16 protein-coding genes are annotated in these 16,003 nt (G+C 69.8%); 14 read left to right on the forward strand and 2 right to left on the reverse strand.

The annotated features are described in order from the left end of the window. Positions 1 to 9: 9 nt before the first annotated feature. Positions 10 to 1,287: an ammonium transporter gene (locus B8W69_RS02710; protein ID WP_085288454.1), complete on the reverse strand. Its 1,278-nt coding sequence runs from the start codon at positions 1,285 to 1,287 to the stop codon at positions 10 to 12. Positions 1,288 to 1,395: 108 nt separating this feature from the next. Here B8W69_RS02710 and B8W69_RS02715 point away from each other — a divergent pair, with 108 nt between their 5' ends. The 14 genes from B8W69_RS02715 to xerD all read left to right on the forward strand — a co-directional run bounded on the left by B8W69_RS02715 (position 1,396) and on the right by xerD (position 15,071). After that, positions 1,396 to 2,040, forward strand: a complete 645-nt coding sequence (locus B8W69_RS02715) for a DNA-3-methyladenine glycosylase (RefSeq protein ID WP_085288455.1) — start codon at positions 1,396 to 1,398, stop codon at positions 2,038 to 2,040. 33 nt (positions 2,041 to 2,073) lie between these two features. Continuing rightward, positions 2,074 to 3,345: a tyrosine--tRNA ligase gene (tyrS, locus tag B8W69_RS02720; protein ID WP_110881818.1), complete on the forward strand. Its 1,272-nt coding sequence runs from the start codon at positions 2,074 to 2,076 to the stop codon at positions 3,343 to 3,345. A 99-nt stretch (positions 3,346 to 3,444) separates the two neighbouring features. Then, entirely contained in the window at positions 3,445 to 3,807 is a 363-nt protein-coding gene (locus tag B8W69_RS02725; protein ID WP_181447322.1) for a DUF732 domain-containing protein, read from the forward strand. A 28-nt stretch (positions 3,808 to 3,835) separates the two neighbouring features. Then, positions 3,836 to 4,636 (forward strand): tetratricopeptide repeat protein, encoded by an 801-nt coding sequence (locus B8W69_RS02730; protein ID WP_245843049.1) that lies wholly within the window; start codon positions 3,836 to 3,838, stop codon positions 4,634 to 4,636. Then, positions 4,636 to 5,673, forward strand: coding sequence for an HAD-IIA family hydrolase (locus B8W69_RS02735; protein ID WP_085288456.1), 1,038 nt, complete (start codon positions 4,636 to 4,638; stop codon positions 5,671 to 5,673). Before B8W69_RS02730 ends, B8W69_RS02735 begins: the two co-directional genes overlap by 1 nt. A gap of 23 nt (positions 5,674 to 5,696) precedes the next feature. Further along, positions 5,697 to 5,882, forward strand: a complete 186-nt coding sequence (locus B8W69_RS02740; protein ID WP_085288457.1) for a hypothetical protein — start codon at positions 5,697 to 5,699, stop codon at positions 5,880 to 5,882. Between the two features lie 8 nt (positions 5,883 to 5,890). Then, on the forward strand, positions 5,891 to 6,700 hold the full coding sequence (locus tag B8W69_RS02745; protein ID WP_085288458.1) for a TlyA family RNA methyltransferase: 810 nt from the start codon (positions 5,891 to 5,893) through the stop codon (positions 6,698 to 6,700). Further along, the gene (locus tag B8W69_RS02750) at positions 6,697 to 7,626 is read left to right on the forward strand and encodes an NAD kinase (RefSeq protein ID WP_085288573.1); all 930 of its coding nucleotides are present in this window, start codon (positions 6,697 to 6,699) and stop codon (positions 7,624 to 7,626) included. The genes B8W69_RS02745 and B8W69_RS02750 overlap by 4 nt, the downstream gene beginning before the upstream one ends. Positions 7,627 to 7,651: 25 nt before the next feature. Further along, positions 7,652 to 9,403 carry a DNA repair protein RecN gene (recN, locus tag B8W69_RS02755; RefSeq protein ID WP_085288459.1) on the forward strand — a complete coding sequence of 584 codons (1,752 nt, stop codon included), beginning with the start codon at positions 7,652 to 7,654 and terminating at the stop codon, positions 9,401 to 9,403. 113 nt (positions 9,404 to 9,516) lie between these two features. Continuing rightward, positions 9,517 to 10,698 carry a putative cytokinetic ring protein SteA gene (steA, locus tag B8W69_RS02760; protein WP_085288460.1) on the forward strand — a complete coding sequence of 394 codons (1,182 nt, stop codon included), beginning with the start codon at positions 9,517 to 9,519 and terminating at the stop codon, positions 10,696 to 10,698. Continuing rightward, positions 10,699 to 11,643, forward strand: coding sequence for a copper transporter (locus tag B8W69_RS02765; protein ID WP_085288461.1), 945 nt, complete (start codon positions 10,699 to 10,701; stop codon positions 11,641 to 11,643). 122 nt (positions 11,644 to 11,765) lie between these two features. After that, positions 11,766 to 13,517, forward strand: a complete 1,752-nt coding sequence (pyrG, locus tag B8W69_RS02770; protein ID WP_085288462.1) for a CTP synthase — start codon at positions 11,766 to 11,768, stop codon at positions 13,515 to 13,517. Continuing rightward, a complete protein-coding gene (locus B8W69_RS02775; protein ID WP_085288463.1) occupies positions 13,510 to 14,133 on the forward strand; it encodes an NUDIX domain-containing protein in 624 nt (207 codons plus the stop codon). Before pyrG ends, B8W69_RS02775 begins: the two co-directional genes overlap by 8 nt. Next, positions 14,130 to 15,071, forward strand: coding sequence for a site-specific tyrosine recombinase XerD (xerD, locus tag B8W69_RS02780; protein WP_085288464.1), 942 nt, complete (start codon positions 14,130 to 14,132; stop codon positions 15,069 to 15,071). The genes B8W69_RS02775 and xerD overlap by 4 nt, the downstream gene beginning before the upstream one ends. 4 nt (positions 15,072 to 15,075) lie before the next feature. Here xerD and B8W69_RS02785 read toward each other — a convergent pair whose 3' ends face one another. Next, positions 15,076 to 15,840 carry an O-methyltransferase gene (locus B8W69_RS02785; RefSeq protein WP_085288465.1) on the reverse strand — a complete coding sequence of 255 codons (765 nt, stop codon included), beginning with the start codon at positions 15,838 to 15,840 and terminating at the stop codon, positions 15,076 to 15,078. Positions 15,841 to 16,003 lie beyond the last annotated feature (163 nt).

Below are 16,003 nucleotides of genomic sequence, written 5' to 3' on the forward strand. Positions count from 1 at the left end.
TCTGGTGCGCTAGTTGAAGCGTTCGCCGGTGGCCGGGCGGCGCTGCGGCAGATGTCCGTGCACGCCTTCGGCGTAGGCGGTCTCGGCGTGCTGCGTGAGGTCGACACCGGTGGTCTCGTCTTCGGCGCTGATCCGGAAACCCATCAGCCGGTCGATGACCTTGCCCAGCACGAAGGTCACGACGAACGCGTAGAGCGCGACCACCGCGATCGCCAGTGCCTGCTTGCCCAGCTGGCCGAAGCCGCCCCCATAGAACAGGCCCTGCGGGCCCGCCGTCATCACCGCCGTGGCGAACAGGCCGATCAACGACACCCCGACCACGCCGCCGACGAAGTGCACACCCACCACGTCGAGCGAATCGTCATAGTTGAAGCGCAGTTTCGCGCCCACCGCGAACGCGCACACGACGCCCGCTGCCAGCCCGACGACCGTCGCGCCGAGCGTGTTGACCGTCCCGCAGGACGGGGTGATGGCGACGAGGCCGGCGACCACTCCCGAGGCCGCACCGAACGTGGTGGGCCGGCCGTCGCGGATCTGCTCGACCGAGAGCCAGCCGAGCATGCCCAGGCATCCGGCGACCAGGGTGTTGAGGAAGATGGCCGCGGCAGTTCCGTTGGCGGCCAACGCGGAACCGGCGTTGAACCCGAACCAGCCGAACCACAGCAGTCCGAGACCGACGAACAGCAACGGCAGATTGTGCGGCCGCATCGCGTCTTTCTTGAAGCCGATGCGCGGCCCGAGCACCAGCGCCAGCGCCAGGGCGGAAGACCCGGAGACGATCTCGACGACGAGCCCGCCCGCGTAGTCGAGGACGCCCAGCTTGGCCAGCCAGCCACCCGGCCCCCAGACCCAGTGCGCGACAATCGAATACACCGCGATCGTCCACGCCGGGACGAAGACCATCCAGGCGGCGAACTTGGCGCGGTCGGCGATCGCGCCGCTGACCAGGGCGGCCGTGATGATCGCGAACGTCAACTGGAACGTGGCGAACAGCAGTTCGGGGACCGTACCGTGGGCGGTGTCGGGGGTGATGCCCAGCATGCCCAAATGGCTCAGGCTGCCGACGAGCCCGCTGCCCCCACCCTCGGTGAACGCGATGGTGTAGCCGACCAGCAGCCAGGCCACCGTGACCAACGGGATGGAAATGAAGCTCATCATGATCATGTTGAGCACACCGGTGGTGCGGACCATGCCGCCGTAGAAGATCGCCAGGCCTGGGGTCATCAGCAGGACCAGTGCGGTGCTGGCCAGCAGCCACGCGGTGGCGGCGGGATCGATCGCATGCATGAGGTGGGCTCCTTCTCGCGGCCCTGAGGTCACGGGACACCGGGATACTGCCATGTTCGGCCTGCCGGTAGGTTCGTTGGGTTCAGAAAAGAGGATTCAGGATCTGATGTGGTCGAGGCTCGAGGACGATTTCGCGAAGGCGCGGCTGCTGCCCAGCTGTTAGTCGACCCGGTCGAGGCCGCGCGCCGGTTACTGGGCGCCACCCTCACCGCGCGCGGTGTGAGCGGGATCGTCGTCGAGGTCGAGGCCTACGGGGGAGTGCCCGACGGTCCCTGGCCCGACGCCGCCGCGCACTCGTACAAGGGCCTGCGCGCCCGCAATTTTGTGATGTTCGGGCCCCCGGGGCGCCTCTACACCTACCGCAGCCACGGCATACACGTCTGCGCCAACGTCTCGTGCGGACCCGACGGCACAGCCGCAGCGGTCTTGCTGCGCGCCGCCGCCATCGAGGACGGCACCGACGTCGTGCGCGCCCGCCGCGGCGAGCTGGTGCACACCGCCGCCCTGGCGCGAGGCCCGGGCAACCTGTGCTCGGCCATGGGAATCACCATGGACGACAACGGCATTGACCTGTTCGCGCGGAATAGCCCGGTGACCCTGGAACTGCACGAACCGCTGACCGCGACGGCCGGCCCGCGGGTCGGCGTCAGCCAGGCCGCCGACCGGCCGTGGCGGTTGTGGCTGCCCGGGCGCCCGGAGGTCTCGGCGTACCGGCGCAGCCCCCGCGCGGCCGCGCCGGGCGCCAGCGACTAGCCGAACCGATCTCGGGTGGAAGGATCTTGGATCATGGGCGACATGATCATCGACGAGCTGGACTGGCGCGGACTGATCGCGCAGTCCACCGACCTCGATGCGCTGACCGCCGAGGCGCAGCGCGGGCCGATGACGGTGTACGCCGGATTCGACCCCACCGCGCCCAGCCTGCACGCCGGACACCTGGTGCCGCTGCTGGCGCTGCGCCGCTTCCAGCGCGCCGGCCATCGCCCGATCGTGCTCGCCGGCGGGGCCACCGGCATGATCGGCGATCCGCGTGACGTCGGCGAGCGCACCCTCAACGAGGCGGACACCGTCGCCGAGTGGACCGAGCGGATCGGCGGGCAGCTGCGGCGCTTCGTCGACTTCGACGAATCACCCACCGGCGCCGTCGTCGTCAACAACCTGGACTGGACCCGCCCGCTGTCGGCGATCGAGTTCCTGCGCGACCTCGGCAAGCACTTCTCGGTCAACGTCATGCTGGACCGCGACACCGTCCGGCGGCGCCTCGAGGGCGACGGCATCTCCTACACCGAGTTCAGCTACATGCTGTTGCAGGCCAACGACTACGTTGAGTTGCACCGGCGCTACGGCTGCACGCTGCAGATCGGCGGCTCCGATCAGTGGGGCAACATCGTCGCCGGCGTCCGACTGGTCCGCCAGCAGCTCGGCGCGTCGGTGCACGCGCTGACCGTGCCGCTGGTGACCGCCGCCGACGGCACCAAGTTCGGCAAGTCCACCGGCGGCGGCAGCCTGTGGCTGGACCCCGAGCTGACCACGCCGTACGCCTGGTACCAGTACTTCTTCAACACCGCCGACGCCGACGTGATCCGGTACCTGCGCTGGTTCACCTTCCTGACCGCCGACGAGCTCGGCGAGCTGGAGCAGGCGACGGCCGAGCGGCCCCAGCAGCGCGCCGCCCAGCGGCGACTGGCTCGCGAACTGACCGTGCTGGTGCACGGCGAGGCGGCCACCGAGGCCGTCGAGGACGCCAGCCGGGCGCTGTTCGGGCAGGGCGAGCTGGACCGCCTGGACGAGGCCACGCTGGCGGCGGCGTTGCGCGAGACGTCGGTCGCCGAGCTCAAACCCGGTGGCCCCGACGGGATCGTCGACCTGCTGGTCGCCAGCGGCCTGTCCGAGAGCAAGAAGGCCGCGCGGCGCACCGTCGGCGAGGGCGGCGTCTCGGTCAACAACGTCCGCATCGACAGCGAGGAGTGGGCGCCGCAGCCGTCCGACTTCCTGCACGGCAAATGGCTGGTGCTGCGCCGCGGCAAACGCACCGTCGCCGGGGTCGAAAAGGTCTAGCCCGTTCGGGGCAGGAACGACGTGCGCAAAACGCGTGCGTGCACAGATCTTTACCTCACCGTGTCGTTGACGTGACCCTCGGCGACCACTGTTGTCACAGTGATTTTTGCGACGCGTGTGCGGTGGACCGTCCTGCCGATTCTGGGGGTGATCACCGGCCTGGTGTCGCTGGCGGCGGTCCTGTCGGCGCCGATCCGCGCCGACATGCTGGGCAACGCCTTCCTGTCGGCGCTGACGAATGCCGGGATCACCTACACCCAACCGACCACCACCACGGCGATGGGACAGTCGGTGTGTCCGATGCTGTTCGAGCCCGGCGGGTCGTTCGACGATGTGACCTCCAAGATGGCCGAGGGCAACGGATTGTCGTACGAGATGGCGGGCAAGTTCACCATCGTCGCGATCGCGACCTACTGTCCGGCGGTGATCGCGCCGCTGCTGGGTAACCGGCTGCAAAGCTAGGCGCGGGGCTGCCCGTATTCTCGGCTGCGTGGTCGACGACAGGCAACGGCAGCGCGGCGAACGGCAGGGGCGGCCGGCATCCGACCGCTGGTCGGGTCCGGGCCGTGCGCGCCCGGCCCAGCCGCAGAGCGGCGCGCGCCGGGATGCCCAGGCCGATCGCGCGCCGCACGACGGGCCGCCGATACCGCCCGGCGTGGAAGCCAAGCAGCTGGCACCCGACATCCGCCGCGATCTGAGCACCCTGGACCGCGCCACCGCCGACGCGGTGGCGCGTCACCTGGTGGCCGCCGGCGAACTGCTCGACGACGACCCCGAGGCCGCCCTGCAGCACGCCCGGGCGGCGCGCGCACGGTCTTCCCGGATCGCCACCATCCGGGAAGCGGTCGGCATCGCCGCCTACCACTGCGGCGACTGGGCGCAGGCGCTCGCGGAGTTGCGCGCGGCCCGCAGGATGGGCAGCAAGTCCTCGCTGCTGGCCCTGATCGCCGATTGCGAACGCGGACTTGGCCGCCCGGAGCGGGCGATCGAACTCGCGCGGGGGCCGGAGGCCGCAGAGCTCAGCGGGGACGACGCCGACGAGCTGCGCATCGTCGCGGCCGGGGCGCGCGCGGACCTCGGCCAGCTGGAGCAGGCGCTCACCGTGTTGTCGACGCCGCAGCTGGATCCGACCCGCACCGGCACGACGGCGGCGCGGTTGTTCTACGCCTACGCCGACACGCTGCTGGCGCTCGGCCGCGGGGACGAGGCGCTGCAGTGGTTCCTGCACTCCGCGGCCGCGGACGTCGACGGCGTCACCGATGCCGAAGACCGGGTCAGTGAACTCGGCTGATGACGGAGCCGAATCACACCAAAACCCTTGCGCAGCAATATGACTGCCTGCTGATCGATCTGGACGGCACGATGTTTCGCGGTCGCCGGCCCACCGAGGGCGCGGTGCAGGCGCTGGCCGAGGTGCGCAGCCGCGCGTACTTCGTCACCAACAACGCGTCGCGCAGCGCCGACGAGGTCGCCGCGCACCTGACTGACCTGGGCTTCACCGCCGTCGCCGACGACGTCGCCACCAGCGCGCAAAGCGCCGCGCGGCTGCTGGCCGGCCAGTTGCCGTCCGGATCGCCGGTGCTGATCGTGGGCACAGAGGCCCTGGCCAACGAGATCACGGCCGTCGGCCTGCGGGCGGTGCGCAGCTACGACGACGATCCGGCCGCCGTCGTGCAGGGTCTGTCCCAGACCATCGGATGGCCGGAGCTGGCCGAGGCGGCGCTGGCGATCCGGGCCGGCGCGCTGTGGGTGGCGTCCAACGTCGACCTGACCCTGCCCACCGAGCGCGGGCTGCTGCCCGGCAACGGATCATTCGTGGCCGCGCTGCGGGCGGCCACCGGTGGCGAGCCTCAGGTCGCGGGCAAGCCGGCGCCCGGACTGCTGCGGGATGCCGCGGCCCGCGGCGACTTTCACGCGCCCCTGGTGATCGGGGACCGGCTCGACACCGACATCGAGGGCGCCAACGCCGCCGAGCTGCCCAGCCTGATGGTGCTCACCGGGGTCAATTCGGCGCGGGACGCGGTGTACGCCAAGCCCGCCCAGCGCCCCACCTATATCGGCCACGACCTGCGCTCGCTGCACGCCGGCGGCGAGTCGCTCGCGGTCGGGCCGCAGCCGGGCTGGCGGGTCGAGGTCGCGGACACGACGATCAGCGTCAGCGGTGACGGGTCGGACGACGGGGACGGCCTGTCGATCGTCCGCGCGGTCGCGGCCGCGGTGTACGGCGCGGCGGGCTCCGACGCGGACTCAGAGGCGCTGCGGATCGAGGCCGCCGACGAGGGGGCGCGCGCCGCGCTGCAACGCTGGTCTTTGGTGCGGACCGACTGACGGGTGACTAGCGTAGTAACGCGATGACTATCGATCCCGATGAGATTCGCGCTGAAATCGACGCCCTGCTGGCCCGGCTTCCCCAGCCCGGGGACACCGAAGACCCCGGGAAGTTGCCGTCGCTCGACGAGCTTGAAGAGATAGCACGCCGCCTGTCCGAGGCGCACGACGTGCTGCTGGCTGCGCTGGAGTCGGCGGAGAAGGGCTGAGTGCGCGGATGTCGCGACGCGCCCGCGTTGACGCCGAGCTGGTCCGGCGCGGACTGGCCCGGTCCCGTCAGCAGGCCGCCGAGTTGATCGGCGCGGGGAAGGTGAGCATCGACGGCATGCCGGCGCGCAAGCCGGGCACCGCCGTCGCCGTCACCGCCGCCTTGACGGTCGCCGAGGACGGCGAACGCGGCTGGGTCTCGCGGGGTGCGCACAAGCTCATCGGGGCGCTGGACGCCTTCGAGATTTCGGTCACGGGCCGCCGCTGCCTAGACGCCGGAGCGTCGACGGGTGGCTTCACCGAAGTCCTGCTGGATCGCGGCGCCACCGAGGTCGTCGCCGTCGACGTGGGATACGGTCAGCTGGCGTGGTCGCTGCGCAGCGACGCGCGGGTGGTCGTCGTCGAGCGGACCAACGTTCGCGACCTGACGCCGGACGCGATCGGCGGACGCGCCGACCTTGTGGTCGCTGACCTGTCGTTCATTTCGCTATCGACGGTGTTGCCGGCGCTGGCTGGATGCGCCGCGCCCGGCGCGGATATCGTTCCCATGGTGAAGCCGCAGTTTGAGGTGGGCAAGGGCCTGGTCGGTGCCGGAGGTGTGGTGCACGACCCGGGCCTGCGCGCCGACGCCGTGCTGGCGGTCGCCGGCCGCGCGGGCGAGCTGGGCTGGCACACGGTCGGCGTCACGGCCAGCCCGCTGCCCGGCCCGTCGGGCAATGTCGAGTACTTCCTGCGGCTGCGCGCCCAGGCCGATCGGCCGCTCGCCGGCGACGAGCTGGTGAGCGCGGTGCGGTGCGCGGTGGAAAGTGGGCCACAGTGAACGCACACGCTGCACGCACCGTGCTGATGGTGGTCCACACCGGCCGTGACGAGGCCACCGAGACCGCGCGGCGCGTGCAGAAAGTGCTGAGCGACAACGGAATCACGCTTCGTGTGCTGTCCGCCGAGGCGGTCGACAAGGGGCCTCTGCACCTGGCCCCCGACGACATGCGCGCCCTGGGTGTCGAGATCGTGGTGGTCAACGCCGACCCGCAGGCCGCCGAGGGCTGTGAACTGGTGCTGGCGCTGGGCGGCGACGGCACGTTCCTGCGGGCCGCCGAACTGGCCCGCAACGCCAACATTCCGGTGCTGGGCATCAACCTGGGCCGCATCGGCTTTCTGGCCGAGGCCGAGGCCGAAGCCATCGATCGGGTTCTGGAACATGTTGTCGCACAAGACTATCGGGTGGAGGACCGGTTGACGCTCGACGTGATCGTGCGCCACGGCGGTGACGTCTCCGTGCGCGGGTGGGCGCTGAACGAGGTCAGCCTGGAAAAGGGTCCCCGGCTGGGCGTGCTCGGGGTGGTCCTCGAGATCGACGGGCGCCCGGTGTCGGCGTTCGGCTGCGACGGGGTGCTGGTGTCCACACCCACCGGGTCAACCGCCTACGCGTTCTCCGCCGGCGGACCGGTGCTGTGGCCGGACCTCGAGGCAATTCTGGTGGTACCCAACAACGCTCACGCGCTGTTCGGCCGCCCCATGGTCACCAGCCCGGATGCGACCATCGCGATCGAGATCGAGGCCGACGGGCATGACGCTCTGGTGTTCTGCGACGGCCGGCGCGAAATGTTGGTCCCGGCGGGCAGCCGGCTGGAGGTAAGGCGTTGCGACACGCCGGTGAAGTGGGCCCGGCTGGACAGCGCCCCGTTCACCGATCGACTGGTGCGCAAATTCCGGTTGCCGGTGACCGGGTGGCGCGGGAACTGACGACTCCAACGCAGGTGCCGACTGAATGCTGACCGAAATCCGCATCGAGTCACTCGGTGCCATCAGCGCGGCGGTCGGGGAGTTCGACCGCGGCCTGACCGTGCTAACCGGCGAGACCGGTACCGGCAAGACCATGGTGGTGACCGGGTTGCACCTGCTCGGCGGTGCCCGCGCGGACGCCACCCGGGTGCGGTCCGGGGCCGACCGGGCGATCGTCGAAGGCCGGTTCACCACAACCGATCTCGACGAGGCCGTGATCGTCAAGCTGGACGACATGCTGGACGCATCGGGCGCGGAACGCGACGAGGACGGCAGCGTGATCGCGCTGCGCTCGGTCAGCCGTGATGGACCGTCGCGCGCCTACCTCGGCGGCCGCAGCGTGCCGGCCAAGTCGCTGGGCGACTTCACCGCCGGGCTGCTGACCCTGCACGGGCAGAACGATCAGCTGCGACTCATGCGGCCCGAGGAGCAGTGCGGCGCGCTGGACCGGTTCGCCAAGGCCGGCCCCGCGCTGGAGCGCTATTGCAAACTGCGCGACGCCTGGCTGTCGGCGCGGCGCGACCTTCTCGACCGCCGCAACCGGATGCGCGAGCTGGCGCTCGAGGCTGACCGGCTGAACTTCGCCCTCAACGAGATCGACGCCGTGGACCCGCAACCCGGCGAGGACGACGCCCTGGTCGCCGAGATCCTGCGGCTCTCCGAACTGGACACCCTGCGCGAGGCCGCGGCCAGGGCCCGCGCGGCCCTGTCCTCGGATGAGGCGGACGGCTCCGGACTCAGCGCGACCGAAAGCCTGGGAAAGGCAAGGGCCGCACTGGAATCGACGGACGACGCGAAGCTGGTGGCGTTGGCCGGCCAGCTCGACGAGGTGCTGACCGTGGTCGTCGACGCGGCCGGTGAGCTGGCCGGCTTCCTGGAGGAGCTACCGGCCGATGCCAGCGCGCTGGAATCAAAACTGGCCCGGCAGGCCGAACTGCGCACGCTGACCCGCAAGTACGCGGCGGACATCGACGGCGTGCTCGCGTGGGCCCGGGAGTCGCGGGAACGGCTGGCTCAACTCGATGTTTCGGAGGAAGGGCTGGCGTCCCTGGCGGCGCGGGTCGACGAGCTGGCGCGCGAATTGGCCCAGGCCGCGGTGGATCTCAGCAACATACGGCGCAAGGCCGCCAAGCGGCTCGCCAAGGAGGTCACCGCCGAGCTGTCCGGGCTGGCGATGGCCGACGCGCAGTTCAGCATCGACGTCACCCTCGACGCCGCGGCGAGCGCCGACGACGCCGCCGCGCTGATGATGCCCTCGGGCGAGCTGGCCCGTGCCGGCGCCGACGGCGTCGATCAGGTGGAGTTCGGCTTTGCCGCGCACCGCGGGATGGACCAGCTGCCGCTGGCTAAGAGCGCGTCCGGTGGCGAGTTGTCCCGAGTGATGCTGGCGCTGGAAGTGGTGCTCGCGGCATCCGCGACGGGCACCACCATGGTGTTCGACGAGGTCGACGCCGGGGTGGGCGGCCGGGCGGCGGTGCAGATCGGCCGGCGGCTGGCGCGGTTGGCGCGCACCCACCAGGTCATCGTCGTGACGCACCTGCCGCAGGTCGCGGCGTACGCCGACGTGCACCTGGTGGTGCACGGCGCGGGGCCGAAGGGGACCAGCGTGGTGCGGCGGGTTGCCGACGACGAGCGGGTGGCCGAGCTGGCCCGGATGCTGGCCGGGCTGGGCGAATCCGACAGTGGCCGCGCGCACGCCCGTGAACTGCTGGATGCGGCGCAGAAGGATGAGATCTAACCGCGAGGAACAAGTAATACAGATGTGACTAATGGGACTCTAGATAACTTATGAGGCTGATGTTACGGCGCGCCTCCCGTCCTCGCCGCAGCTTCGCGGACAGAATCGCCCCCATGAAGATGTCAGGCCTGCTTTCCCGTAACCCCGCCCGGCCGGGCCTCGTCGGCACCGCCCGCGTTGACCGGAACATCGACCGCCTGCTGCGCCGCGTCTGCCCCGGCGACATCGTGGTGCTCGACGTCCTGGATCTGGACCGCATCACGGCGGACGCGCTGGTGGAGGCCGACATCGCCGCGGTGGTCAACGCGTCTCCGTCGGTGTCGGGCCGCTACCCGAACATGGGCCCAGAGGTGCTGGTCAACAACGGGGTGACTCTGATCGACGAGGCCGGACCCGACATCTTCAAAAAGGTCAAGGACGGCTCCAAGATCCGCCTGCACGAGGGCGGGGTGTACGCCGGTGACCGCAGGCTGGTCCGCGGGACCGAGCGCACCGACCACGACATCGCCGACCTGATGCGCGAGGCGAAGAGCGGGCTGTCCGCGCATCTGGAGGCCTTCGCCGGCAACACGATCGAGTTCATCAAGAGCGAGAGCCCGCTGCTGATCGACGGCATCGGCATCCCCGACGTCGACGTCGACCTGCGCCGCCGGCATGTGGTGATCGTCGCCGACGAGCCCAGCGCCGCCGAGGATCTGCGCTCGCTCAAGCCGTTCATCAAGGAGTATCAGCCGGCGCTGATCGGCGTCGGCACCGGCGCGGACGTCCTGCGCAAGGCGGGCTACCGCCCCCAGATCATCGTCGGCGACCCCGACCAGATCAGCACCGACGCGCTCAAGTGCGGCGCCCAGGTGGTGCTGCCCGCCGACGCCGACGGGCACGCGCCCGGGCTGGAGCGGATCCAGGATCTCGGCGTCGGGGCGATGACGTTCCCGGCCGCGGGCTCGGCGATCGACCTGGCCCTGCTGCTGGCCGACCACCACGGCGCCGCGCTGCTGGTGACGGCCGGCCACACCGCCAACATCGAGACGTTCTTCGACCGCACCCGCGCGCACAGCAACCCGTCGACCTTCCTGACCCGGCTGCGGGTCGGGGAGAAGGTGGTGGACGCCAAGGCCGTGGCCACCCTGTACCGCAACCACATCTCGGCGGGCGCCATCGCGCTGCTGGCGATGACCATGTTGATCGCTGTCATCGTCGCGCTGTGGGTGTCGCGCACCGACGCCGCGGTGCTGCATTGGGTCACCGACTACTGGAACCACTTCTGCCTGACCGTGCAGAAGTGGGTCACCTAGATGATCTCGTTGCGTCAACATGCCTTGTCGCTGGCGGCCGTCTTCCTGGCGCTGGCGGTGGGGGTCGTGCTGGGCTCCGGCTTCCTGTCGGACACCCTGTTGTCCAGCCTGCGCGACGAGAAGCGGGACCTGTACACCCAGATCAGCGGGCTCAACGACCAGAAGAATGTGCTGAACGAAAAGCTCAGCGCAGCAAACAATTTCGACACCCAACTGGCCGGCCGGATGGTGCACGACGCGCTGGGCGGCAAGACGGTGGTGGTGTTCCGCACCCCGGATGCCACTGACGACGACGTGGCCGCGGTGTCGAAGTTCATCGGTCAAGCCGGCGGGACGGTGACCGGAACGGTGGCGCTGACGCAGGAGTTCGTCGAAGCCAACTCGGCGGAGAAGCTGCAGACGGTGGTGAACTCCTCGGTGCTGCCCGCGGGTCAGCAGCTGAGCACCAAGCTCGTCGACGAGGGTTCGCAGGCGGGTGACCTGATGGGCATCGCGCTGCTGGCCAACGCCAACCCGGCGGTCCCGGCGGTGGACGACATCCAGCGCAACACCGTGCTGGCGGCGCTGCGCGACACCGGCTTCATCAGCTATCAGGCAACCGATCACATGGGCGCGGCCAACGCCGCGCTCGTCGTCACGGGCGGCTCGCTGCCCCAGGACGCCGGCAACAAGGGCGTCAGTGTGGCGCGGTTTTCGGCCGCGCTGGCCCCGCACGGCTCGGGCACCCTGCTCGCCGGGCGCGACGGTTCGGCGACGGGAGGCGCCGCGGTGGCGGTGACGCGTGCCGACGCCGGGATGAACTCCGCGATCACCACGGTCGACGACGTCGACGCCGCGCCGGGCCGCATCACCGCGGTCCTGGGCCTGCACGACCTGCTCAACGGCGGGCACGCCGGGCAGTACGGCACCGGTCACGGGGCGACGTCAATCACGGTGCCCCAGTAGCGGGCGTGTTAGCCGCGGCACAGCGCGGTGGATGTTAGGGTGGGTTTCCGTGGGTCGGCAGGCCCATCTAGTTATTCGCTAGAACAATTTTCACGCCCTGCCCGTCTTCACGGAGGTCGCCTGTGCGAAAGCACCCGCAATCCGCCACCAAGCACCTCTTCGTCAGCGGGGGCGTCGCTTCCTCGTTGGGCAAGGGGCTGACGGCCAGCAGCCTTGGCCAGCTGCTGACGGCCCGCGGGTTGTACGTGACGATGCAAAAGCTCGATCCGTACCTCAACGTCGATCCGGGCACCATGAACCCGTTCCAGCACGGCGAGGTCTTCGTCACCGAGGACGGCGCCGAAACCGACCTCGACGTCGGCCATTACGAACGGTTCCTGGACCGCGACCTATCCGGCTCGGCGAATGTCACTACGGGGCAGGTCTATTCGACGGTCATCGCCAAGGAGCGGCGCGGCGAATACCTCGGCGACACCGTCCAGGTGATTCCGCACATCACCGACGAGATTAAAGCGCGCATCATGTCGATGGCCCAGCCCGACGCCCAGGGCAACCGGCCCGACGTGGTCATCACCGAGATCGGCGGCACCGTCGGCGACATCGAGTCGCAGCCCTTCCTGGAGGCCGCGCGGCAGGTTCGTCACGACGTCGGCCGGGAGAACGTCTTCTTCCTGCACGTCTCGTTGGTGCCCTACCTGGCCCCGTCGGGCGAGCTCAAGACCAAACCCACCCAGCACTCGGTGGCCGCGCTGCGCAGCATCGGTATCACCCCGGACGCGCTGATCCTGCGTTGCGACCGTCCCGTCCCCGAGCCGCTGAAGAACAAGATCGCGCTGATGTGTGACGTCGACATCGACGGCGTCATCTCCACGCCGGACGCGCCGTCGATCTATGACATTCCGAAGGTGCTGCACCGCGAGGAACTCGACGCCTACGTGGTGCGCCGGCTGAGCCTGCCGTTCCGGGACGTCGACTGGACCGAGTGGGACGACCTGCTGCGCAGGGTGCACGAGCCGCACGAAACGGTGCGAATCGCCTTGGTGGGCAAGTACGTTGACCTGTCCGACGCTTACCTCTCGGTGACCGAGGCGCTGCGCGCGGGCGGATTCAAACACCACGCCAAGGTGGAGCTGGTGTGGGTGCCCTCCGACGACTGCGAGAGCCCGGCCGATGCCGCGTCCGCGCTGGCCGACGTGCACGGCGTGCTGATCCCCGGCGGGTTCGGCATCCGCGGCATCGAGGGAAAGATCGGCGCCATCCACTACGCCCGCACCCGGGGGCTGCCGGTGTTCGGCCTGTGCCTCGGCCTGCAATGCATCGTGATCGAGGCCGCCCGGTCCGCGGGTCTGGCCCAGGCCAACTCGGCCGAATTCGACCCCGAGACGCCCGATCCCGTCATCTCCACGATGGCCGACCAGGTTGACATCGTCGCCGGCGAAGCCGACCTGGGCGGCACCATGCGGCTTGGCGCCTACCCCGCGGTGCTGGAACCGGAATCGATTGTGGCCCAAGCCTATGGCGCCACGGAGGTGTCAGAGCGTCACCGCCATCGCTACGAGGTCAATAACGCCTACCGCGACAAGATCGCGGAGAGCGGACTGAGGTTCTCCGGGACGTCTCCGGACGGCCACTTGGTGGAGTTCGTCGAGTACCCACAGGACGTACATCCATTCATCGTCGGCACCCAGGCTCACCCCGAGCTGAAGAGCCGGCCCACCCGGCCGCACCCGTTGTTCGTCGCATTCGTCGGCGCGGCCATCGACTACAAGGCGGGCGAGCTGCTGCCGGTGGAAATCCCGGAGCAGTCATCGAACGGCATCCAGCACCGGGACAGCGCTGCGCGGCCTATACCTGAGCCCGCGACCCGTGGCTGACCACGTCTTCGAGACGGCGTCATCCGAAACGCTGTACACCGGAAAGATCTTCGCGCTGCGCAGCGACCGGGTGCGGATGCCCGGTGGCAAGGTCGTGACCCGGGAGATCGTCGAACATTTCGGCGCTGTCGCCGTGGTCGCGATGGACGACGACGGCAACATTCCGATGATCTACCAATACCGGCACGCGTTCGGCCGGCGGCTGTGGGAGTTGCCCGCCGGACTGCTCGATGTCCACGGCGAGGCGGCCCATCTCACCGCGGCTCGCGAGCTGATGGAAGAGGCGGGGCTCAAAGCCGAGACCTGGGCGGTGCTCGTCGACCTCGACTCCACCCCGGGCTTCAGCGACGAGTCGGTGCGCGTGTATCTGGCCACCGGCCTGACCCGGGTCGACCGGCCCGAGGCGCACGACGAAGAAGCCGACATGACGGTGGAGTGGTACCCGCTGGCCGACGCCGCCCGCAAGGTGCTCAGCGGTGAAGTCGTCAATGCCATTGCCGTGGCCGGGATTTTGGCCGCCCACGCCGTGGCGACGGGGTTCGTGCAGCCGCGTCCGGTGGACAGCCCGTGGCAGGACAAGCCGACGGCGTTCGCCGCGCGAAAGGCGGCGCGATGACAACGGTGGCGCTGGACACGCAGTTGCAGGGCTACCTTGACCATCTCACGATCGAGCGCGGCGTCGCCGCGAACACCCTGAGCTCGTACAGCCGCGACCTGCGCCGCTACACAAAACACTTGTCGGACCGCGGAATTTACGACCTGGCCAAGGTGGGCGAGAACGACGTGAGCGAGTTTTTGGTGGCGTTGCGCCGCGGCGATCCCGACACCGGGGTCGCCGCGCTGTCCGCGGTGTCGGCGGCGCGGGCGCTGATCGCGGTGCGCGGCCTGCATCGGTTCGCCGCCGCCGAAGGGCTGGCCGAACTCGACGTGGCGCGCGCGGTCCGCCCGCCGACGCCGGGCCGCCGGCTGCCCAAAAGCCTGACCATCGACCAGGTGCTGGCGCTGCTGGAGGGCGCCGGTGGCGAGAGCCCGGCCGATGGTCCGCTGACGCTGCGTAACCGCGCGCTGCTGGAACTCCTGTATTCCACCGGCGCGCGGATCTCCGAAGCCGTTGGCCTCGACGTCGACGACATCGACACGCACGCCCGGTCGGTGTTGTTGCGCGGCAAGGGCGGCAAGCAGCGGCTGGTGCCGATCGGGCGTCCGGCCGTGGCCGCGCTGGACTCCTATCTGGTGAGGGGGCGCTCGGAGCTGGCCCGGCGCGGGCGCGGGACGCCGGGCATCTTCCTCAATGTGCGCGGCGGGCGGCTGTCGCGGCAGAGCGCGTGGCAGGTCCTGCAGGACGCGGCCGAGCGGGCCGGGATCACCTCGGGGGTGTCGCCGCACATGCTGCGGCATTCCTTCGCCACCCACCTGCTGGAGGGCGGCGCCGACGTGCGGGTCGTGCAGGAACTGCTCGGCCACGCCTCGGTGACGACGACGCAGATCTACACCATGGTCACCGTGCACGCGCTGCGCGAAGTGTGGGCCGAGGCCCACCCGCGGGCGCAGTAGCCGCTCAGTCGCCGAGGTAGTCGAGGTAGTCGGACTCCAGCACCAGGTCGGACAGCATCGTCTGGTACTCGACGTGCGCCTTGTGCTCGACGGTGTTGAATCGCTTGCCCTGCTGGCGGTGCATGTACTCGCGGTACTTCGGCGCGCCGGGTATTCGGACGTTGTCGGCGACCACGATCGAGCCCGGGTGCAGCCAGCCGCGCTCCATGATGCTCTTCAGGTCGTCGAGGTAGGCGTCCTTGTCGTGGTCGAGGAACACGAAATCGAGTGTGCCTTCGGCGAATCCGTGCTCGTTGGCCAGCGCGTCCAGGGTGCGCCCGCCGTCGCCGATGGTGCCGACCACGCACGTCGCCCGGTCGGCGACGCCGGCGTGCGCCCAGATCTGGCGGGCGTTGGTCGCGTTGGCCTCGGCGAGCTCGACCGAGAACACCTTGGCCTTCGGGGCGGCCCGGGCGATGCGCAGCGCGCCGTAGCCGCAGTAGGTGCCCAGCTCGAGCGCGAGCGCCGGATCGGCGCGCCGGACGGCGGCGTCGAGCAGCAGCCCCTTCTCGTCGCCGACGTTGATCAGCAGCGATTTCTCGTAGGCGAACTTGTCGATGGTGGCCAGCACGTCGTCGATGTCGCCGGCCCGCGCGTTCTGCAGCACGTACTCGACGGCGGCTGCTTCGCGCCCGTCACCGATCTGGCCGGTGGTGGTGATGTTCTGAGCCCCGGCGGCCATGCGCCAGACCGACCAACGCAGTAGTGGTATCCGTCGCTTCAGGTTCATAGACGCCACGATAGGCCGGTGGCGGTGCCGGGCGGTCAAGCCGCGATGCCCCTCGGAAATTGGTGCTGCTGTGACTGGAGTGAATAGGCTGTCGGGATGTGCGCTCTACCACCGATTTTCCCCCATATTGGCTGGTTAATTGCCTGCGGGTCGCCGAGTTTCA

The sequence above is a fragment of the Mycolicibacterium vulneris genome (assembly GCF_002104765.1).
Classification (GTDB): Bacteria; Actinomycetota; Actinomycetes; order Mycobacteriales; family Mycobacteriaceae; genus Mycobacterium; species Mycobacterium vulneris.